Annotated in this window: 25 protein-coding genes; 11 read left to right on the top strand and 14 right to left on the bottom strand. The window is 69.5% G+C overall.

The window, feature by feature from the left end:
- Window positions 1–59: 59 nt before the first annotated feature.
- The 4 genes from ACFXK0_RS28160 (at window position 60) to ACFXK0_RS28145 (ending at window position 2,673) form a co-directional block, all read left to right on the top strand.
- Window positions 60–716 carry a phosphate uptake regulator PhoU gene (locus ACFXK0_RS28160; protein WP_379414069.1) on the top strand — a complete coding sequence of 219 codons (657 nt, stop codon included), beginning with the start codon at window positions 60–62 and terminating at the stop codon, window positions 714–716.
- A gap of 153 nt (window positions 717–869) precedes the next feature.
- On the top strand, window positions 870–1,655 hold the full coding sequence (locus ACFXK0_RS28155) for an HNH endonuclease family protein (RefSeq protein ID WP_379414067.1): 786 nt from the start codon (window positions 870–872) through the stop codon (window positions 1,653–1,655).
- Window positions 1,656–1,690: 35 nt separating this feature from the next.
- The gene (locus ACFXK0_RS28150) at window positions 1,691–1,915 is read left to right on the top strand and encodes a hypothetical protein (protein WP_379414065.1); all 225 of its coding nucleotides are present in this window, start codon (window positions 1,691–1,693) and stop codon (window positions 1,913–1,915) included.
- Between the two features lie 26 nt (window positions 1,916–1,941).
- Entirely contained in the window at window positions 1,942–2,673 is a 732-nt protein-coding gene (locus tag ACFXK0_RS28145; RefSeq protein ID WP_379414064.1) for a phosphatase PAP2 family protein, read from the top strand.
- A gap of 20 nt (window positions 2,674–2,693) precedes the next feature.
- Here the strand turns inward: ACFXK0_RS28145 and ACFXK0_RS28140 are convergent, their stop codons facing one another.
- The 4 genes from ACFXK0_RS28140 to ACFXK0_RS28125 all read right to left on the bottom strand — a co-directional run bounded on the left by ACFXK0_RS28140 (window position 2,694) and on the right by ACFXK0_RS28125 (window position 6,943).
- On the bottom strand, window positions 2,694–3,083 hold the full coding sequence (locus ACFXK0_RS28140; RefSeq protein WP_379414062.1) for an FAD-dependent oxidoreductase: 390 nt from the start codon (window positions 3,081–3,083) through the stop codon (window positions 2,694–2,696).
- Window positions 3,084–3,191: 108 nt separating this feature from the next.
- Window positions 3,192–4,193, bottom strand: a complete 1,002-nt coding sequence (locus ACFXK0_RS28135) for a methyltransferase (protein ID WP_379414061.1) — start codon at window positions 4,191–4,193, stop codon at window positions 3,192–3,194.
- Window positions 4,194–4,221: 28 nt separating this feature from the next.
- Complete coding sequence (locus tag ACFXK0_RS28130) at window positions 4,222–6,207, bottom strand: MDR family MFS transporter (protein ID WP_379414059.1); 1,986 nt, start codon at window positions 6,205–6,207, stop codon at window positions 4,222–4,224.
- Between the two features lie 106 nt (window positions 6,208–6,313).
- A complete protein-coding gene (locus ACFXK0_RS28125; protein ID WP_379414058.1) occupies window positions 6,314–6,943 on the bottom strand; it encodes a TetR family transcriptional regulator in 630 nt (209 codons plus the stop codon).
- A gap of 73 nt (window positions 6,944–7,016) precedes the next feature.
- Here ACFXK0_RS28125 and ACFXK0_RS28120 point away from each other — a divergent pair, with 73 nt between their 5' ends.
- The 4 genes from ACFXK0_RS28120 to ACFXK0_RS28105 are packed head-to-tail and all read left to right on the top strand — an operon-like array spanning window position 7,017 to window position 9,726.
- Window positions 7,017–7,958, top strand: a complete 942-nt coding sequence (locus tag ACFXK0_RS28120; protein WP_379414056.1) for an RNA polymerase sigma factor RpoD/SigA — start codon at window positions 7,017–7,019, stop codon at window positions 7,956–7,958.
- A gap of 39 nt (window positions 7,959–7,997) precedes the next feature.
- Window positions 7,998–8,873: an oxidoreductase gene (locus ACFXK0_RS28115; RefSeq protein WP_379414054.1), complete on the top strand. Its 876-nt coding sequence runs from the start codon at window positions 7,998–8,000 to the stop codon at window positions 8,871–8,873.
- 50 nt (window positions 8,874–8,923) lie between these two features.
- The gene (locus ACFXK0_RS28110) at window positions 8,924–9,352 is read left to right on the top strand and encodes a transcriptional regulator (protein WP_379414053.1); all 429 of its coding nucleotides are present in this window, start codon (window positions 8,924–8,926) and stop codon (window positions 9,350–9,352) included.
- A gap of 26 nt (window positions 9,353–9,378) precedes the next feature.
- The gene (locus ACFXK0_RS28105; RefSeq protein WP_379414092.1) at window positions 9,379–9,726 is read left to right on the top strand and encodes a DUF3817 domain-containing protein; all 348 of its coding nucleotides are present in this window, start codon (window positions 9,379–9,381) and stop codon (window positions 9,724–9,726) included.
- 136 nt (window positions 9,727–9,862) lie between these two features.
- On the opposite strand, the gene rdgB is transcribed toward ACFXK0_RS28105, so the two are convergent.
- The 10 genes from rdgB to clpS all read right to left on the bottom strand — a co-directional run bounded on the left by rdgB (window position 9,863) and on the right by clpS (window position 16,756).
- Window positions 9,863–10,468, bottom strand: a complete 606-nt coding sequence (gene rdgB, locus ACFXK0_RS28100; RefSeq protein WP_379414052.1) for an RdgB/HAM1 family non-canonical purine NTP pyrophosphatase — start codon at window positions 10,466–10,468, stop codon at window positions 9,863–9,865.
- A gap of 2 nt (window positions 10,469–10,470) precedes the next feature.
- Window positions 10,471–11,235, bottom strand: a complete 765-nt coding sequence (rph, locus tag ACFXK0_RS28095) for a ribonuclease PH (protein WP_379414051.1) — start codon at window positions 11,233–11,235, stop codon at window positions 10,471–10,473.
- Between the two features lie 54 nt (window positions 11,236–11,289).
- Window positions 11,290–12,054, bottom strand: a complete 765-nt coding sequence (locus ACFXK0_RS28090; protein ID WP_379414049.1) for a cyclic nucleotide-degrading phosphodiesterase — start codon at window positions 12,052–12,054, stop codon at window positions 11,290–11,292.
- Between the two features lie 69 nt (window positions 12,055–12,123).
- Window positions 12,124–12,828 carry a rhomboid family intramembrane serine protease gene (locus ACFXK0_RS28085; RefSeq protein WP_379414090.1) on the bottom strand — a complete coding sequence of 235 codons (705 nt, stop codon included), beginning with the start codon at window positions 12,826–12,828 and terminating at the stop codon, window positions 12,124–12,126.
- Between the two features lie 102 nt (window positions 12,829–12,930).
- The gene (locus tag ACFXK0_RS28080; protein ID WP_379414047.1) at window positions 12,931–13,893 is read right to left on the bottom strand and encodes a PLP-dependent cysteine synthase family protein; all 963 of its coding nucleotides are present in this window, start codon (window positions 13,891–13,893) and stop codon (window positions 12,931–12,933) included.
- A gap of 4 nt (window positions 13,894–13,897) precedes the next feature.
- Entirely contained in the window at window positions 13,898–14,173 is a 276-nt protein-coding gene (locus ACFXK0_RS28075) for a MoaD/ThiS family protein (protein ID WP_379414046.1), read from the bottom strand.
- Window positions 14,174–14,207: 34 nt separating this feature from the next.
- Window positions 14,208–14,627 carry a Mov34/MPN/PAD-1 family protein gene (locus ACFXK0_RS28070; protein WP_379414044.1) on the bottom strand — a complete coding sequence of 140 codons (420 nt, stop codon included), beginning with the start codon at window positions 14,625–14,627 and terminating at the stop codon, window positions 14,208–14,210.
- A 115-nt stretch (window positions 14,628–14,742) separates the two neighbouring features.
- Window positions 14,743–15,801 (bottom strand): P1 family peptidase, encoded by a 1,059-nt coding sequence (locus ACFXK0_RS28065; protein WP_379414043.1) that lies wholly within the window; start codon window positions 15,799–15,801, stop codon window positions 14,743–14,745.
- Window positions 15,802–15,822: 21 nt separating this feature from the next.
- Entirely contained in the window at window positions 15,823–16,392 is a 570-nt protein-coding gene (locus tag ACFXK0_RS28060) for a DUF2017 domain-containing protein (RefSeq protein WP_379414041.1), read from the bottom strand.
- Between the two features lie 13 nt (window positions 16,393–16,405).
- Complete coding sequence (clpS, locus tag ACFXK0_RS28055; RefSeq protein ID WP_379414040.1) at window positions 16,406–16,756, bottom strand: ATP-dependent Clp protease adapter ClpS; 351 nt, start codon at window positions 16,754–16,756, stop codon at window positions 16,406–16,408.
- Between the two features lie 61 nt (window positions 16,757–16,817).
- On the opposite strand from clpS, the gene ACFXK0_RS28050 reads away from it, so the two are divergent.
- The 3 genes from ACFXK0_RS28050 (at window position 16,818) to ACFXK0_RS28040 (ending at window position 19,419) form a co-directional block, all read left to right on the top strand.
- On the top strand, window positions 16,818–18,131 hold the full coding sequence (locus tag ACFXK0_RS28050) for a nicotinate phosphoribosyltransferase (protein WP_379414038.1): 1,314 nt from the start codon (window positions 16,818–16,820) through the stop codon (window positions 18,129–18,131).
- Window positions 18,132–18,195: 64 nt separating this feature from the next.
- Window positions 18,196–18,753: an isochorismatase family protein gene (locus ACFXK0_RS28045; RefSeq protein WP_379414037.1), complete on the top strand. Its 558-nt coding sequence runs from the start codon at window positions 18,196–18,198 to the stop codon at window positions 18,751–18,753.
- 129 nt (window positions 18,754–18,882) lie between these two features.
- Window positions 18,883–19,419 (top strand): hypothetical protein, encoded by a 537-nt coding sequence (locus ACFXK0_RS28040; RefSeq protein WP_379414035.1) that lies wholly within the window; start codon window positions 18,883–18,885, stop codon window positions 19,417–19,419.
- Window positions 19,420–19,598: the final 179 nt, after the last annotated feature.

Below are 19,598 nucleotides of genomic sequence, written 5' to 3'. Positions count from 1 at the left end.
CGCGGCGGGTTCGCCCCGATGGATTCCCTCAGCACGGCTCATGGGGAACAATTCAGCGCGTGCGGACCCAGTTCACCCTCGAGCTCGTCGAGTTGGCCAACGAGCTCACCCTGATGTCGCGCTTGGCCCACGATGCGACCGAGCGAGTCACCGAAGCACTATCGCGCGCCGACCTGGCCGCGACCTACGAGGTCTTCGCCCTCGACGAGCGGCTCCAGGCCATGTTCGCCACCTGCGAGGCCAGGACCATGGCCCTGCTGGCGCTCCAGGCGCCGGTCGCGCGCGACCTGCGCCATGTGGTGACCACGATCCAGATCGCCGGCGAGCTGGCGCGCATCGGCCGCCGCACCGAAACCGCAGGCCAGTACGTGTACCGGGCACACCCGAGCCCGGTAGCGCCCGCGCCGGTCGTCGCCGCGCTCGTCGCGATGGGAAACCTTGCCGCGGAATGCGTTGCGCGCGTAGCCACGGCGGTGGCGACCGGCCGTTTCGTCGACGAGGACGGCACCGACGCCGAGACCATGACCACACGCTGCGCCGAACTGCGCACCCTGCTCACCGCACCGGACGCCGGCCTCGACAGCGGCGCCGCGATCGATATGGCCTTGCTGGGCAGTCAGTTCCAGCGCTGCGTCGACCACGCCGCCCGGATCGCCCGGCTGATCCGCTTCCTGGACACCGGAATTCCGCCGGACGCGGCCACCCTCGCCGACTGAGCAGTGAGATTCGTCACCACCGGTTTGTCCGGTGTTTGCGGTGGTCACCTACCTCGATAGGTGAACGCTATCGCGTTGCGCTCGACGGCGCCCGGGTGCGGCCGTTAGGTTGTGCCGGTTCATTTCTCGACGAAAGCGTGTGGTGGTACGGGCATGAAGTGGTCCTCGATCAGCGGTTCCCCGATCGGGAAGGCCGTGCTGGCGCTCGTCGCCGCCGCGGTGTTCGCCATCGCGCTCACCGTGGCGAACACGTTGCTGGACAAGGTGAACCCGACCGTGCCCGGTCCCGGCTCGGCGGGCGCGGCGACGGTGTCGGGCAAGGAGATCGGCGATCTGGTCGCGAAACTCGTGGTGGCCAAGGAAGGTCCGATGACCGGCTACACCCGGGAGAAGTTCCCGCACTGGGACACCAACAAGCCCGAACACGGCTTCGGCGGCGACCTCGCGCAGTACACCAAATGCACCAGCCGCGAGGTGATGATGCTGCGCGATGCCACCGGCAAGGTCACCCTCGACCCGAAGACCTGCGATCTGACCGTGCCGGCCGGCGCGGGCTGGCAGGACCACTACGGCTTCGTGGACAAGAAGACCGGGAAGCTCGGGCCGTACAAGTTCATCACCGATCCGTCCAAGGTCGACGCCGAACACATTGTCGCGCTGGCCGAGGCCTGGCGCTCCGGCGCCGCCGATCGCGACGAGGACACCCGTCGGCGCATCGCCAACGACTCGCTCAACCTGGTCGCGGCCGATCCCTCGGCCAACCGGTCCAAGGGTGATCAGGACCCGGCGAACTATCTGCCGCCCGGCGAATTCCGGTGCGCCTATGTCGAGCGCTACGTGAAGGTGAAGATAAAGTACGCGCTGACCGTTGATACCGCCGAGCACACCGCGTTGCGCACCGCAGTCGACGAGTGCGTCCGTCGAGGAGAGTTCAAATAAGCGAATCCATCGAGATCACCGCCGAGAGCTCCGTCATGACCGAAGAGGAAGGGACGGTGTCGGGCGAGCTCGATGTCATGCTCGACGACACCGGCAAGGGCCTGGTCCGCTATCGGGGTACCGACACCTGGTACACGATCGGCAATATCGAGGCCGAACCCCCACGCACCTGGGACAGCGTCGCCGATCTGGTGAAGGCGATCAAGAAGGTCGCCGGCACCCGCGACGTGGCGGGCAACACCGTCGTTTTCGAGGCCTGATCGCCGGAGCTGGCAATCTGGTAGTTATGCCGATCGCCACTCGACGTCCACCGCCCGACGAGCTCGCCTGGTCCGCGCTGGGCCGTCACCTGCCACGCACCGCGACATTGCTCGCGGCCGCCGTCGCGCTCATCGCGGTGCTGACCTGGCAGGTCGACAGCGGCGGCGCGATCACCCGGTTCGATCTGCGGGTGCTCGACTGGATGATCGCCCACCGCGGCGACCCGCTCACCACCATCGCCCGGGTGGTCACCGACCTGGGCGACACCGCCGCGATGACCGCGCTGGCGGCGGCCACGGTGGGCTGGTTCGCGCTGCGGCGCGAGCTGGCCCGTGCGGTGCTGGTCGCGGTCACCGCGCTCGGCGCCGCGGTGCTGGTGGTGGTGATCAAGCAGCTCGTCGGCAGGCAGCGTCCGCCGGAGCTGACCCGGCTGGTCGCCGAACCGAGCCTGTCGTTCCCGTCCGGGCACACCCTCGGCAGCACGGTGGTGGTCGGCATCGTGGCCGTCACCCTGATTCCCGAGCTGCGCGGGCACTGGTTGCGGGTGGTCGCGACGGTGGTCGCTGTCGTCTTCCCGATCGCGGTGGGTTTGTCGCGGATCTATCTGGGTGTGCACTGGTGCAGTGATGTGCTCGCGGGGTGGGTCATCGGGCTGACCTGGCTGACGCTGTGCGTCACGGTGTTCACCGTGGTGCGCGGCAGGCAGGCGGTGCGCTCCCCCGCCGAGTCTGCGGTGCCCGAGCCCGCCGGGCGCTAGATGCTCCGGGGCGCCCCGGCTCAGCGCACGGCGATCAGCTCCTGCTGGACCGGCGCGTCCCAGTCGATGCGGTAGCGACGTTCGCCGCCCATGGTCTTCTCCGGATTCATCACCGTCCGGACCATCAGCGGCATCATCGCGTTCATCATCCGGCGGGCGACCGGGCCCGGTGTCTTGCTGTGGTTGATCTTGGCCGCGCGGGCCGCGATCCCTTCGACCCTGGTGCGGCGCAGCTGTTCGTAGGCGGCGAAGGCCGCGCTCGGCGTCTCGATATCGCGCAGGCAGCGGGCGAGCTGGACGGCGCTCTCGATGGCCAGCGAAGCGCCCTGCCCCGAGCTGTTCGACGGCGCGTGCACCGCATCACCCACCAGAACCAGGCGATCGCGGTACCAGTGCGGGACCGGCGGCATGATGTGCAGAGCACCGGTGGTTTCCAGGGTTTCGGGGGTGGTGCGGCGGGCGAATTCGCCGCCGGGAGTGTCGGGGGCGTAGGTCTCGCTTCCCGTCCAGCAGGGTTGTCAGCCGACCCGGAATTCGAGCAGGCAGCGCTGACCAGCCAGATCGACGACATCGTCGAGGACCAGCCCGTGCGGGTCGGCCAGCGCCCGGAACTCCTCGATCCGCCGCTCCCGCCCACCGAAGATCACCAGCATCGCCAGATCCATCTCGGTCATCGCCCGCCGGCCGCCGACCGGTTCGACGACCAGCACCCGGCTGTCCGGCCGGGCGGCCTCGACACAGCGCGCGAGAATGCGATGAGCGTGCCCGTCGTCCCAGTCGTGCAGGATGTCGCAGAGCAGGTAGGCGTCCGCCCCCGCGGGCAGCTCGTCGAAGAAGCTGGCCGCGCTCACGTCGACACGGTCGCTCAGCCCGTGCGCGGCGAAGGTAGCGCGCGCCGTGGCGGCGGTGGGCGCGAGGTCGACGAGGTGGCCGCGCATCGATGGATGGGTGTGCAGGATCGCGGCGAGCAGCTCACCCCGGCCGCCACCGACATCGACGATCGTCGTGAACCTCGACCAGTCGAATCCGCCGGCCAGATGTGGGATCTGCCCGTGGAACCGCAGACTCATCTGCCGGTCGAACGACGCACGGAGATCGGGGAATCCGGCGAGATCGGCCCAGAAGTCCTGGCCGTAGCGACGCGGATAGGCGGCCGCACCGGTGTTGATGCTGTGCGCGAGTTCGACGAAGGCCAGTTCGGCGCGCCCGGCGGCGGAATCCAGGCGCAACAGGATGTCGGTGAAGCCGTTGTCCGCGTCGGCGCACAAGTGCGCACCGAATGCGGTGGTCCGGTAGCCGGGGGAATTCGGTTCCAGCACACCGAGCGTCGCCAGGTGGCCCAGGAGCAGGTCGAGCGCGACCGGGTCGACATCGAGTTCGGCGGCGAGCTCGGTGGCCTCGGCGCTGTCGCGCAGGAGCCGGTCCGGCAGACCCAGTGTCACCGCGACCCGCAGGGCCATCGGTGTCGCCAGGCTCGCCATGCGGCGCAGGCGGTCGGCGTCGTTGTCGTTGTGTCCCATGACAATCCACTGTGTCACGGGGCCGTGGTCAGGCGTTGACGGTGAGGTCGGTGTCCTGGTCGAGGAGTTTGGCGGCGATATTGGTGAGGGCCTGGTCCAGGAGGGCGCGGTCGGCGGGGTCGTCGGTGTTCCAGTCGTCGAGGCGGTCGCCGAGCCAGCGGCGCCAGCCGGTGCGGAGTTTGTCGACTTCGACGGTGCCGGATTCGGTGAGGGTGAGGGTGCCCGCGTCGTCGTGGACCAGGTCGGCCTCGACCGCTTGGCGGAAGACCGGGAGCAGGATCTCGACGGGGACCTTGTGCCGGAAGGCGATGCTGTGCACGGAGACCGGGTGGTCTTGTTTGCCGAGCAGGTAGGTCTGGGCCAGGGCCCAGGCGGCGTCGGGGGACAGGGTGCTGTCGGAGGCGGCGATGATCTGCGGCATGATCGGGCCCTTCGCCCTGGCCCGGCGCACGGTGCCGGCGACCGACCGTTCCAGCTGGACGATCCGGTCCGGCGAATCGGGCACCGAGAAGCCCTCGCCGACATCGGCCGCGCCGTGCCGGGCGCTGTCGCGTAGACGGACCTGCGGCAGGAACCAGGCCACCACGAAACCGATCAGCGCCACCGGCACCACCCAGCGGAAGACGTAGTCGATCGAATTCGCGTAGGCGTCGATGATCGGCCGGGTCAGCTCGATCGGCAACTCCCGCAATGCCTTCGGATCGGCCACCGCCGCGGGCGGCACGCCCGGCGCCTCCCGCATCGCCTCGGCCAGCGCCGACTGGCTCTGATTGGAGTAGAGCGTGCCGAACACCGCGGTACCGAACGCGCTGCCCAGCGTGCGGAAGAAGGTGACGCCCGAGGTGGCCGTGCCGAGATCGGCGTAGGGCACCGTGTTCTGCACGACGATCGTGAGCACCTGCATCGACAGACCGAGCCCGGCGCCGAGGATCAGCATGTACAGCGATTCCAGCCAGGCGCTGGTGTCGTGGCCCATCGTCGACATCAGCCACAGCCCGACCGCCATCACCGCCATGCCGACGACCGGGAAGTACCGGTACTGCCCGGTGCGCCCGACCACCTGCCCGGAGAAGATCGAGGTGACGAACAGGCCGACGACCAGCGGCAGCGTGCGGATCCCGGATTCGGTGGCCGACGCGCCGTCGACGTATTGCAGGTAGGCGGGCAGGTAGGTCATCGAGCCGAGCATCGCGAAGCCGACGATGAAACTGAGCACCGAACACACCGTGAACACCCGGCTGCGGAACAACCGCATCGGCAGCATCGGATCGACGGCCCGGTTCTCGACCTTGACGAACCACACGATCAGCACCGCGGCCAGCGCGAACAATCCGATGATCTGCCAGGACAGCCAGCCGAATTCGTCACCGCCGAACTCCAGCGCCAGGATCAGCGCCGAGACGCCCAGCGCGATCAACCCGATCCCGAGGTAGTCCACCACCGGCCGGCTGACGGCCTTGAGCCGCGGCAGCGTCCGCGCGGCCATCAGCACCATGATGATCGCCAGCGGCACGTTCACATAGAAGCACCAGCGCCAGCTGGCGTGATCGGTGAACAGCCCGCCCAGCGTCGGCCCGACGACGGTGGTCACCCCGAACACCGCGCCGAGCGCGCCCTGGTATTTGCCGCGCTCACGCAGCGGGATGGTGTCGGCGATCAGCGCCATCGAGGTCACCATCAACCCGCCCGCGCCGACGCCCTGGATACCGCGCGCGACGACCAGGACCGCCATCCCGTTGGCGACACCGGCCAGCGCCGACCCGGCGATGAAGATGATCGCGCTGATCTGGAACAGCAGTTTGCGGCCGAACAGGTCACCGAGTTTGCCTGCCAGCGCGGTCGCCACCGCCTCGGCCAGCAGATACGCCGTGACGACCCAGGCCATGTGTCCCGCGCTGCCCAGATCGGCGACGATGCTCGGCAGCGCGGCCGAGACGATGGTCTGATCGAGCGCGGCCATGAGCATGCCGAGGACCACCGTCGCGAAGATGACGTTGATCTTGGTCCTGCTCATCGGCTCGACTGGCTCGTCTACAGCAACACCGTCCGGCATTGCCTCAGTATGGGCTTTCCCCGGTTGTCACACCGGCCAGTGACACGGCAGCAATCGGACCGAGACCTCAGCGCACGGCGTAGGAACCCAACCCCGGCTCGAGTGCACCGAAGGCGGTGCGCGCGTAGGCACTCAGCGCGGCGGCGACCTCATCACCGGATTCGCCGGCCAGGAGGCGGCGCAGGATCTCCTCGAACAGCACCCGCTGCACACCGGCGAGCTGGGCCGCGGCCACCCGCGGGGTGATGTCGCCGGGCGCCGCACCCGTCACCTCGGCGAGCACCTCCGCCAGCGCCACCTCGCGCAGTTCGTGGAACTCGCGCAGCCGCGCCACCAGGGCGGGACTGTCGGTGATCATCACCGCGAACGGGCGCCCACTGAAGCCGATCACCGGATCCTGAGCCTCGACCGCGGTGAGGTAGGCGCCGCGCAGGGCAGCCAGCGCGGACTCCCCCGGCGCGCGCTCGCGCACGACGGCGGCCAGCTGCCCGATGTAGACCGGTCCGAGGTCGAGGGCGAGATCTTCCTTGCGGGGGAAGTAGTTGGTGACGGTCATCTTGGCGACATCGGCGGCGGCGGCGACATCGGCGATGGTCACCTTGTCGAAGCCGCGCTCGAGGAACAGTTCGGTCGCCCGGTGCGAGATCTGTTCCTTGGTCTGCTGCTTCTTCCTGGCGCGAAGCCCCTGTGTGGTCATGCGGACAAGCGTAGCTGAAGTCGACCCAAAAATAGTATTGACATATTTTTAGGTCGACTCTAAGTTTGTGTTCATGCAACGCGAGCCCCGACGCTTGACTGTCACCGCCGACCCCGTCCGCGACTACCTGACCTCGATCGCCCGCACTCCCCTGCTCACCGCCGAACAGGAATACGCGCTGGGCGCCCGTATCGCCGCGGGCGTCGCGGCCCGCGCCGAGCTGGACGAGCACGCCGCGGCCGGCATAGAACTCGCCGCCGACCGCCGAGAACTGCTGCACCGCACCGAGCTCGCGGGGCAGCACGCGAAAGACCGGATGGTGCGGGCGAATCTGCGCCTGGTCGTCTCGATCGCGCGACGGTTCCCCACCAACACCGGGATGTCGCTGCTGGACCTGATCCAGGAGGGCACCCTCGGGCTGATGCGCGCGGTGGAGAAGTTCGACCATCGGCGCGGACTCAAACTGAGCACCTACGCGACCTACTGGATCCGCCAGGCCATCGGCCGCGCGCTCACCGATCAGGGGCGCACCATCCGGCTGCCCGCCAATATCGCCGACGTGCTGCACCGGGTGATCCGGGTGCGTCGCGAGCTGGCCCATCAGCTGGGCCGGGCAGCCACGGTGGCGGAGCTGGCCGCGGCCGCGCAGATCAGTGTGACCCAGGTCGAGACGATGCTGCGACTCGAGGCCGAGCCGGTCTCGCTGCACGCGCCGGTCGGCGAGGACACCGAGCTGGGCGCGCTGCTGCCCGACGCCGCGCCCGCGCCGGCCGACGTGGTGGCCGGGCAGCTGCTGCGCGGCTATGTGGAGACGGCGATGGCCGGGCTGACCGAACGCGAATCCGCGGTCATCCGGCTGCGTTTCGGACTCGATCGTGGCGAGGGCCGCACCCTGGAGGAGGTCGGGTCCGAGCTCGGTGTCTCGCGGGAGCGGGCCAGGCAGATCGAGGCCAAGGCGATGACCAAGTTGCGCAGGCCGAGCTGTGCGGGCACGCTGGCCGGGTTGCTCGGCTGACCCTTCCCTTCCTATCTTACTCCAGAGTAAGATACGCGCATGGCATGGAAACCAACTGACATCGCGGACCAGACCGGGCGCACGTTCGTGATCACCGGGGCCAACGGCGGCCTCGGTACCGAGACCACCAAGGTCCTCGCCGCCAAGGGCGCCACGGTGATCATGGCCTGCCGCACCACCGCCAAGGCCCAGCCGATCGCCGACGCCATCCCCGGCGATGTCCGCGTGGCCACCCTGGACCTGGCCGACCTGGCTTCCGTGCGCGCCTTCGCCGACCAGCAGGGCGAATTCGACGTCCTGATCAACAACGCGGGCCTGATGAACATCCCGTTCTCACGCACCGCCGACGGGTTCGAGACCCAGTTCGGCGTCAACCACCTCGGCCACTACGCGCTCACTGGCCTGCTGCTCGACCGCATCACCGACCGCGTGGTCACCCTGGCCAGCATCGCCCACAAGCAGACGCCCAAGCTGTGGATCGACGACCTCAACTACGAGCACCGCCGCTACCAGCGCAATCTCGCCTACGCCCAGGCCAAGCTGGCCAACCTGATGTTCGGCCGGGAACTCCAGCGCAGGCTCGCCGAGGCGGGCTCGGCCAAGAAGTCCTACGCCGTGCACCCCGGTGTCTCGGCCACCGACCTGTTCGCCCGCACCGAAACCCCGCTGGACCGGGTGAGCAAACCGTTCATCAAACTCATCGGCCACCCGCCCTACCGGGCCGCCTACTCCAGCCTCTTCGCCGCCACCGAACCGGCCGCCGACCCCACCGTCTACTGGGGACCCAACAAGTGGATGCAGTCCCAGGGGCCGGTCGAGGCGTGCCCGTCCAGCGCCATCTCCCGCAATCCGGAGCTGTTGCGCAGGCTGTGGGAGGAATCCGAGCGGATGACCGGCGTCACCTACAAGTTCTGACGCTCGACCTGGTCCTACGCACCCTGTAGTAGGCGGGTACCGTGGAGCGCGTGTCCGCTTCCTCTCCCCGCCCGGCGCACAATCGACCGGCTCTGATCGCGCTGGTCATCGTTGTCGCGCTGGGCTGTCTCGCGCTGGCCTGGTGGCAGTGGGAGCGGTTCGAGTCGTCGTCGGGCACCGGCCAGAACCTCGGCTACGCCCTGCAGTGGCCGCTGTTCGCCGGGTTCGCGGTGTTCGCCTACGTGCGGTTCGTGCGGCTGGAACGCGAGGCCGAGGCACCCGCCGACCAGCGCCCCCGCAAGGCCGAGGCACCGCGCGAGATCCCCGCAGGCATCCTGCCCGAACGGCCCACCGCCGCGGCCGCGGACGATCCGGAGACCGTCGCCTACAACCAGTACCTGGCGCAGTTGCACGCCAGCGACATCGATGCGCAGGTCCGCACGGCCGGTCTGCACGCCCCTGAGAGGAACGCCGGGTGACCGACAACAACACCACCGCACCGTCGCTGGACAAGGACACCGGCACACCGGCGGCCGGGGTGAGCACTGCCAAGATCGCCTCGGCGCTGCTGCGCTACCGGGTCCTCGCCTGGGTCACCGGCCTGTGGCTGCTGCTGCTCACCTTCGAGATGGTCGCCAAGTACGGCTTCGACGTCGACACCCCGAGCTGGATCGCGGTCGTGCACGGCTGGGTGTACTTCGCCTACCTGCTCGTCACCGCCGACCTCGCGGTCAAGATCCGCTGGCCCATCGGCCGCACCGTCGGCACCCTCATCGCCGGCACCATCCCGTTCCTGTCCTTCTTCGTCGAACACCGCAACGCCAACGACGTCAAAACCCGGTTCAACCTCTGACACCACCGCGAACGGCCGCCGCTGCGTGCTCGCAGCGGCGGCCGTTCGTCGTTCACATCACCTGGTCAGTTGATCACCAGGCCACCAGGGAGACATCGCCCGAGAAGGAAAATCCCTCATGGCCTGATGATCTTGATCAGGCGAGGGCGGCCAAGGCCGGGAGGAGCTGGGTGAGGGCGCGGCCGCGGTGGGAGACGGCGTCCTTCTCGGCGGGGGTGAGTTCGGCGGCGCTGCCGGTGCCGCCTTCGGGCAGGAACAGGGGGTCGTAGCCGAAGCCGCCCTCGCCGCGGGGGGCGCGGGCGATGGCGCCGGGCCATTCGCCGCGGACCACGGTGGTGGTGCCGTCGGGCAATACCAGCGCGCAGGTGGAGACGAAGGCGGCGCCGCGGCGCTCGTCGGGGACGTCGCCGAGCTGGCCGAGCAGCAACTCGTTATTGGCCGCGTCGTCGCCGTGGCGACCCGACCAGCGGGCCGACAGCACACCGGGCATGCCGTTGAGCGCGTCCACTTCGATGCCGGAATCGTCTGCCACACAGGGCAATCCGGTCGCCAGCGCACCGTCGCGGGCCTTGGCGATCGCGTTCTCCTCGAAGGTGGCGCCGGTCTCGGGCGCCTCCTCGTACGGTGGCATGTCGGCCAGGCTGACCAGCTCGATGCCGGCCACCCCCGCCTCGTCGAGGATCCGGCGCAGTTCCTTCAGTTTCTTGGCATTTCGGCTGGCCACCAGCACCCGCGCGGTCACGGCTACTTCTTCGCGGCGGGCTCGGGCAGCGTGCCCGGGTAGGGCAGCGCCAGCGCGGCCTTCTGCACCGCGAACAGCTCCTCGCAGCCGGCCAGGGCCGAGTCGAGCAGCTTGTCCAGGGTCGACCGCGGGAAGGTGGCGCCCTCGCCGGTGCCCTGGATCTCGACCAGCGTGCCGGTGTCGGTGGCGACCACATTCATGTCGACCTCGGCGCGCGAGTCCTCCTCGTAGGGCAGGTCCAGGCGCACCCGGCCGTCGACCACGCCGACGCTGACCGCGGCGATCATGCACGAGATCGGCTGCGGGTCGGCCAGTTTGCCCGCGGCGGCCAGGTAGGTCACCGCGTCGTGCAGGGCCACGTAGGCGCCGGTGATGGCGGCGGTGCGGGTGCCGCCGTCGGCCTGCAGCACATCGCAGTCCAGGGCGATGGTGTTCTCGCCGAGCGCGGCCAGGTCGATACAGGCCCGCAGCGAACGCCCGATCAGCCTGCTGATCTCCTGGGTGCGCCCACCGACCTTGCCCTTGACCGACTCACGACCGCTGCGGGTGTGGGTGGCGGCGGGCAGCATCGCGTACTCGGCGGTCAGCCAGCCGAGACCGGAATCGCGGCGCCACGGCGGCACCCCCTCGGTGACGCTGGCCGTGCACATCACCCTGGTCTGCCCGAATTCCACCAGCACCGACCCTGCCGGGTGCGAGGTGAAACCCCGGGTGATCTTCACTTCGCGGAGTTCGTCATCCGCCCTACCATCGGCTCGTCTCGACACGCGGATAGTGTAGGGGCAGCGCCGACCTGTCCGGGGCGGGGGCGTGCGGGGCGGCTAGAGATCGAAGGTCTCACCGGGGGACACCGCGTGCACCGGACCGGCGAAAGCGGCCTTCGCCTCGGCGATCACGTCCTCGCGCGAGGTCCACGGCGGAATGTGGGTGAGCAGCAGTTCCTTCGCGCCGGCCCGGGTGGCGATCTCACCGGCCTCGGTACCCGAAAGATGGATGCCCGGAGGACGATTCGCCGGATCGTGGGTCCAGGACGCCTCGGCCATCAGCACATCGGCGCCGTGGGCCAGCTCGACCACGGCATCGCACATGGCGGTGTCGCCGGTGTAGACGAAGACGCGGCCATCGTTGGCCGTGATGCGCAGGCCGTAGGACTCCGGCGGGTGGTACATCCGCCGGGCCTCCACGGTGTGGCCGGGGCCGAATGGGAGGGGGGTGTTCTCGACCCACGCCTGGGAATCGATCACGTCGGACCAGTCGTCGGTCTCGCCGCCGATCTCGGCCGAGGCATTGCCGATCCGCAGCGGAGCATCGGACGGGCCGCGCACGAGGGCCTTACCGGTCGGCGGGTTCGGGTGGTAGCGCCGCCAGACGAGCAGGGCGGGCAGGTCGAGGCAGTGGTCGGCGTGCAGGTGGGTGAGGAAGATGTCGATGTCACCCGGGTTCTGGTACTTCTGCAGCGCGCCGAAGACGCCGGGGCCGAAGTCGATGACGGTCGGCCGCATATCGGGACCCGTCAGCAGGTAGCCCGACGCTGGCGAGTCCGGGCCGGACACGCTGCCCGAGCACCCGAGGACGGTTAGGCGCATGCCCCCATGCTGCCACGACGTGCTGGTGCTCAATGCAGGATCCCCCCAATTTCCAGACCGGATCCCCGGCTACCGCGTAGGTACTGCGCGGCCGACCGATGCTCCACGGCGGCGTCGACGTTCATCTGACGAGAGTACCCAGCCCGCCAGGACTCCACCCACCGCCCCGAAAAGATGTCCCTGCCAAGAAATTCGGGGGTCGCTGGGCAGCACTCCCCACAGCATGGAGCCGTAGATCAGGAAGATCACCAGGCCGATCACGATCTGCCCGACATTGCGCGCGAACCAGCCACGGCAGATCAGATAGGTCAGCCAGCCGAACACGATCGACGACGCCCCCAGATGCACACTCCCCGACGAGGCGGTCAGCCAGGTACCGACTCCCGCGACCACCCAGATGATCGCCGTAGCCGCGAGCCCGCGCCCGATCCCCGACAGCAGCACCACGAACCCGAGCACCAGCAACGGCAGCGTATTGGCCAGCAGATGATCCCATCCACCGTGCAGCAGCGGCGCCCACAGAATCCCGTCGAGCCCACTCATCTCCCGCGGCTCGATCCCGGCCCCGTCGAGCTGATTCAGCGTCCCCGGCGGCTGATCGCGCGACAGGATCACATCGATCCCCTCGATCACATAAAGCGCCGCGACGAACCCGAGGATCAGCACCCCCGCCTGCGCCCACACCGCCTTCCGCCGCGCAGGCACCGACCCGCGCCCCTGTAAGCCGGCGATCCGATCAGGATCGAACGACGCCCCGATACCACCCACCGACATCGCCTCCATCCGAGCAAGGGACAGCCGAAAGCCCACTACGTCGAGCGTACCGACTGCCCCCGACACTCCGCCGGAAACCGCGCATCAGCGCACTCGCGGCCCTCACGCCCAGAGCTGGCCGTCGAGCCGCTCCTCGGCTTCTTCGAGCGTCCCGTCATAGGCGCCGGTGGACAGGTACTTCCAGCCACCATCGGCCACCACGAACGCGATATCGGCCCGCCGACCCGCCTTCAGCGCCTTCTTGCCGATACCGAGAGCCGCATGCAGGATCGCGCCCGTGGAGATCCCGGCGAAGATGCCTTCCTCGCCGACCAGTTCCCTGGTGCGCTTGACCGCGTCGTAGGGCCCGACCGAGAAGCGGGTGGTGAGGACCTTCTCGTCGTAGAGCTCGGGGATGAAACCCTCGTCGATATTGCGCAGGCCGTAGACCAGTTCGCCGTAGCGCGGTTCGGCGGCCACGATCTCGATGCCGGGTACCTGTTCGCGCAGGTAGCGGCCGGTGCCCATGAGGGTGCCGGTGGTGCCGAGACCGGCGACGAAATGGGTGATCTCGGGCAGGTCGGCGAGCAGTTCGGGGCCGGTGTTCTCGTAGTGGGCGAGCGCGTTGGCCGGGTTGCCGTACTGGTAGAGCATCACCCAGTCGGGATTCTCGGCGGCGATCTGTTTGGCCATCGCCACCGCCTGGTTGGAGCCACCGGCGGCGGGCGAGTCGATGATCTCGGCGCCGAACATGGTGAGCAGCTGACGCCGCTCCACCGAGGTGTTCTCCGGCATCACGCACACGATCCGGTAGCCCTTGAGCTTGGCCGCCATGGCCAGCGAGATCCCGGTGTTACCGCTGGTCGGCTCCAGAATGGTGCAGCCGGGGGTGAGCAGCCCGTCGGCCTCGGCCTGTTCGATCATCCGCAGCGCGGGCCGGTCCTTGATCGAACCGGTCGGGTTGCGGTCCTCGAGCTTGGCCCACAGCCGCACGTGGTCGTCGCCGTCCCACTGCGGGGACAGGGTCTGCAATCCGACGAGCGGGGTGTTGCCGAGGGTCGCGATCAGCGATTCGTAGCGGGCCACGGGTTCAGGCGCCGCCGGCCACGGCGGGCAGGATGGTGACCGAGGCGCCTGCGGGGACTTCGGCGTCGAGGCCGCCGGCGAAGCGCACGTCCTCGTCGTCGACGTAGATGTTGACGTAGCGGTTGAGCTTGCCGCCGGAGAGCAGGCGCTCGGCCAGGCCGGGGTGGCTGGATTCGAGGTTGTCGATCAGCGCGGACAGGGTCGAGCCCTCGCCCTGGACTCGCTTCTCGCCTCCGGTGAGACCACGCATGATGGTGGGGATGGACACGGTGACCGGCATGGTGACTCCTCGGTGATGACTTCGTTCGGTGGGTTCAGGCGTCGTAGGACTCGACGATGCGCACCGGTTCCTCGGTGACCTCGCCGTCAAGAATGCGGTAGCTGCGCAGCTCGTGGTGCTCCGGATCGCGAGTGGAGATCAGCACGTAGTGCGCGTCGGGCTCGGCGGCGTAGGAGATGTCGGTGCGGCTGGGGTAGGCCTCGGTGGCGGTGTGCGAGTGGTAGATCACGACGGGGGTCTCGTCGGCGTCGTCCATCGCGCGCCACACGCGCAGCTGTTCCCCGGAGTCGAACCGGTAGAAGGTGGGCGAGCGTTCGGCATTGAGCATGGCCACGAAACGTTGCGGGCGGTCGCTGCCCTCGGGCCCGGCGATGATTCCGCAGGCCTCGTCGGGGTGGTCGGCGCGGGCGTGCGCCACCATCGCGTCAACGAGATCGGCCCTGATCACCAGCACTTGTCGGCCCTTTCCACATCCTGTTCCAGCGGTGCCGAGCACCAGTCTCGACAACGACTCACCCTATTCGGCTATTCCGCGGGGTGCGCACTCCGGTCCGCTGGGCGGTCGCGGATCAGCCGGGAAACAGGTCGCGGTAGGCCGGGATCCCGGCGATCGAGGTGGCGCTGAGCACGGCGTCGACGACCGCGCGTTCGACGACGACGGCCGCCGCGGTGCACAGCTGGTCGAGCAGCAGCAGATCGGCGGGAAACGCGGGCGGCATCGGCACCGGCGCCACCTCGATCGCGCCGGTGGCCAGCGCGAACAGCGTGTCGCCGTCCAGTGGCGAGTGCACGGGCCGGATCGCGCGGGCGAGCCCGTCGTGCGCGGTGGCGGCCAGCCTGCGGCAGCCCGCCGGGTCGAGCGCGGCATCGGTGGCGACGACGCCGATCGTGGTGTTGAGCACTGTCCCCTTCACCGGGAGGTCGGCGAGCGCGGCGATCTGCTCCGGCGTGCCCGCGCGCACCCCGAAGAACTCCGGCCCGTCGGTGCCCGCGCCCCACGGCAGTCCGGTGCGCGGATCGACCACCGAACCCACCGGATTGGCGACGATCACCGCGCCGACGGTGATCCCCTCCCCCGGCCCCTCGCCGAGAACCACACTCGCCGAACCGATTCCGCCTTTCAGCGCACCGGCCCGCGCACCGACGCCCGCCCCGGCGGTGCCGCGGGCGAACTCGGCCGAGGCCGCCTCGGTGGCGCGGAACCCGGCATCGGCGTCGGGCCGGATGTCCCACGCGCCCACCGGAAGATCGAAGATGACCGCGGCGGGCACGATCGGCACCACCCGGCCCGGATCGGCCGGGTCCATCGGGATGCCCTCGCCGTGTTCCTCCGACCAGCGCATCACACCGTCGGCGGCGGCCAGGCCGTAGGCGCTGCCGCCGGTGAGCAGGACCGCGTGCAGCTGACGGACGGTGTTGGCCGGGTCGAGCAGATCGGTTTCCCTGGTGCCCGGCCCGCCGCCGCGCACGTCGACCGCGGCGGTCGCGCCACCGGGAACGCGGACCACGGTGCAGCCGGTGGCCGCCCCGGTGCCGAGCGTGACGTCGTCGTCGAGGTGCTGCCAGTGGCCGACGAGCACGCCGGATACATCGGTGATCGCGTTGCGGGCTCCCGGCGTGTTGCGCATCTGTCGGATGCTAGCCCCGGATCAGGGCGCCAGCGCCTGCAGCAGCGAGTCCTGCATCCAGGTCAGCCAGTGGTAGACGTCCAGATGCGGGGCGCGCGGGTCGTCGGGATCGAAATGTTCGGGCGTGTCGTCATCGATGTCGAGCAGGGTGCCCAGCGCCAGGCGGACGTCGGTGAGCGCGGCCAGCCAGCCGTCGGCCTGTTCGGGGGTGAGCACGATCTTGCCGCCGGTCTCCGGGCAGCTGTCGAGCACGACCCGGCCCGCGGCGAGTTTGGCGTCGATGATCTCCGGCTCGTGCAGGCTGCGCAGCGCGCTGTTGAGATCGGCGCGCTTGGCGTCGGGAGAACCCGGCTCGGCGCGGTGGAAATCGGGCAGCAGGCGCAGCAGCTGCGGGTCCTCGGGTGGGGTGGAGTTGCCGGTGCGCAGGCCGGTGAGGGCGGCGAGTTCGTCCTCGGGGGCCTCGCCTGCCCGGTCGCTGAGCAGACCGGAGACGGCGCCGATCAGCGAGCGCAGCACGGTGGCCTCGTGCTCGTCCATTTCGGATCGAAGCTTCAGGCCACTCAGCGAGTTCTTTCGGCTCCACTTGCGCACAGGGCCACGGTACTCAGTCGTCGCGCTGCATGGTTGCCCAGAGCCCCGCGGCGTGTAGGCGTCGGACGTCCTGCTCCATTTTGTCGCGTGATCCCGAGGAGACCACCGCCTTGCCTTCGTTGTGCACCTGCAGCATCAGCTCGGTCGCCTTGGCTTTGCTGTAGCCGAACAGTTTCTGGAAGATGTAGGTGACGTAGTGCATGAGGTTCACCGGGTCGTCCCAGACCACGGTCACCCACGGCCGGTCCTCCGCCTCGAGGATCTCGGTGTGTTCGATGGTTTCCGGCGTAGCCTGTGGCGCCGACAGAGTGGTGTTCACGGCGTCGGTGACGGCGCCGGTCCGGACGGTATTGCACACGGCCATAAACCCCAGGGTACGACGGAGCCACGCAGAAACAACACCCGCGGTGACTACAGTTTCCCGTGTGCAGATCCGTGACGAGTCCGCCAGCACCGCGCTGCTGACCGATCAGTACGAGCTGACCATGCTGGCCGCGGCCCTGGCCGACGGTTCGGCGCACCGCCGGTGCACCTTCGAGGTGTTCGCCCGGCGGTTGCCGAACGGACGTCGCTACGGCGTCGTCGCGGGGACCGGCCGGTTGCTCGACGCCCTGACCCATTTCCGCTTCGGCCCCGCCGAGCTCGCGGTCGCCGCGAAATTCCTCGATCAGGCCACGGTCGAGTGGTTGCGCGAATATCGCTTCACCGGCGATATCGACGGCTACGCCGAGGGCGAGCTGTACTTCCCCGGCTCGCCGATCGTGTCGGTGCGCGGCAGTTTCGCCGAATGTGTCCTGCTGGAGACGCTGATCCTGTCGATCGTCAACCACGACAGCGCGATCGCCTCGGCGGCCGCGCGGATGGTCAGCGCGGCAGCCGGGCGGCGGACCATCGAGATGGGCTCGCGCCGCACCCACGAGCTGGCCGCGCCGTCGAGTTCGCGCGCGGCCTACCTGGCCGGTTTCGACGCCACCTCCAATCTCGAGGCGGTGCGCAGTTTCGGCGTGCCGGGCGCGGGCACCAGCGCGCACGCGTTCACCCTGCTGCACAGCGGCGCCGACGGCGAGCACGAGGCCGCCGCGTTCCGCAGCCAGATCGACGCGCTCGGCATCGGCACCACCCTGCTGGTCGACACCTTCGACATCACCCGAGGTGTCGCGACCGCCATCGAGGTCGCCGGGCCGCAGCTGGGCGGCGTGCGGATCGATTCCGGTGATCTGGGCGTGCTGGCCAGGCAGGTCCGCGACCAGCTCGACGGGCTCGGCGCCACCGGCACCCGGATCGTGGTCTCCGGCGATCTGGACGAGTACGCCATCGCCGCGCTGCGCGCCGAACCGGTCGACGTGTACGGCGTCGGCACCGCGCTGGTCACCGGTTCCGGCGCGCCGACCGCGGGCATGGTCTACAAGCTGGTCGAGGTCGACGGCGTTCCGGTGGCCAAACGGTCCAGCCACAAGCAGTCGCGCGGCGGCACCAAGAAGGCGGTGCGGCTGGCGCGCGCGACCGGCACGATCGTGGAGGAGATCGTCTACCCGGCCGACGGACCGGCGCCGGCGACGAACGGGTTCCAGGTGCGCGAGCTGCAGGTGCCGCTGGTGCGGGCGGGCGCGGTGGTCGAACCGGCCGCGACCCTCGCGCAGAGCCGGGAGCTGGTCGCGCGCGGGCTGGTCAGCCTGCCGTGGGAGGGCTTGAAGCTGTCCGCGGGCGAGCCTGCGGTGCCGACCACGTTCCTGGGCTGACCGGGTGGCCGTGGCCGGCGCGGCGGCGGAGAATGAGAACGAACGACGGTGGAGGGATTCGGCGATGGCGCGTGGCCTGGTGATCGTGGACGTACAGAACGACTTCTGTGAGGGCGGTTCGCTCGCGGTCGCGGGCGGGGCGGCGGTGGCGACCGCGATCAGCGCGCATCTGGCCCGCACCCGTTACGACGCGGTGGTCGCCACCCGCGACTGGCACATCGATCCCGGCGCGCACTTCTCCGACACCCCCGACTACGTCGACAGCTGGCCGCCGCACTGCCGGGTCGGCACCCCCGGCGCCGACTTCCACCCGAATCTGGACCTCACCACGGTCGAGGAGGTCTTCGGCAAAGGCGAATACACCGCCGCCTACTCCGGCTTCGAGGGTGCCGCCGCCGACGGCACCACCCTCACCGACTGGCTGCGCGCCCGGGGCATCGACTCCGTCGACGTCGTCGGTATCGCCACCGATCACTGCGTGCGCGCCACCGCCCTGGACGCGCACACCGCCGGCTTCGACACCACCGTCCTGCTGGATCTCACGGCGGGCGTCGCCCCCGACACCACCGAGGCCGCGTTGACGGCCCTGCGCGGCGCGGGCGTCCACCTGCACTCCGCCTGAGCACGATTGGCGGACTCCGCGCCCGGTCCGCGCCGTCCCGACACCGCACGAGCACGATCGACGGACGTCCACGCCCGGTCGGGCCGTCCCGCCGATGCCGAGCGCCGGTCCGTCCTCGATACTGCCCTCATGGACCATCGATTCCCGGCGCGAACCCGAGCCACCCTGATCGCCGCGCTCGCCGAGGTCGACAGCATCCACGACGCCGCCGACATCCTGTTCTGGTCCAACCCCGCAACCGACGAACTCCAGCGCCTCGGCATCGGCGCCTTCGCACAGCTCCCGCCCGCCTTCACCCACCTGCTGGCCCTGACCAGCCTGCACACCACCGTCCTGGACGGCGGCTTCACCAGCTACCTGCGCACCCGCCGCAGCGAACTCCCCTGGGCCACACGCGGATTACGCGCCGCAGGCATGCCAACCCTCGCCGCCGCCGCCATCATCGCCGCCCGCGACGCCTCCCCCAGCTCCCCCACCGACAACCTGGACCGATTCTTCGAAGACGAACACCAGGTCCTCGCCAACCCCGCCCAGATCCGCCACCCCACCGGCGACCGCGCCGATGACCCCGACGAGATCTACGACATCAACGAACCCCCCGATTTCGAAGACCGCGTCCTCGCCTACATCCGCACCAACCTCAACGACTTCATCCGCGAGTCCTGACCCGACGAAACCATCCCGGCCCCAAGGCCGCAGCCTCCCGCACTCCCAGCCCCGCACATCCCGACCTCGAGGAGGGATCGCCGCGAAGCGGCGTCGCGGCCGGGTCGCCGGTTAGGCGCCGTTTCGTAGGCGACGAAGGAGCAAGAAACGGCGCCTAACCGGCGGCCCCCCGGGGCCGC

Source organism: Nocardia sp. NPDC059177 (genome assembly GCF_042755165.1).
Lineage (GTDB): Bacteria > Actinomycetota > Actinomycetes > Mycobacteriales > Mycobacteriaceae > Nocardia.
The sequence above is the reverse complement of the archived record's forward strand: the minus strand, read 5'-3'. Positions and strand labels throughout refer to the sequence as shown.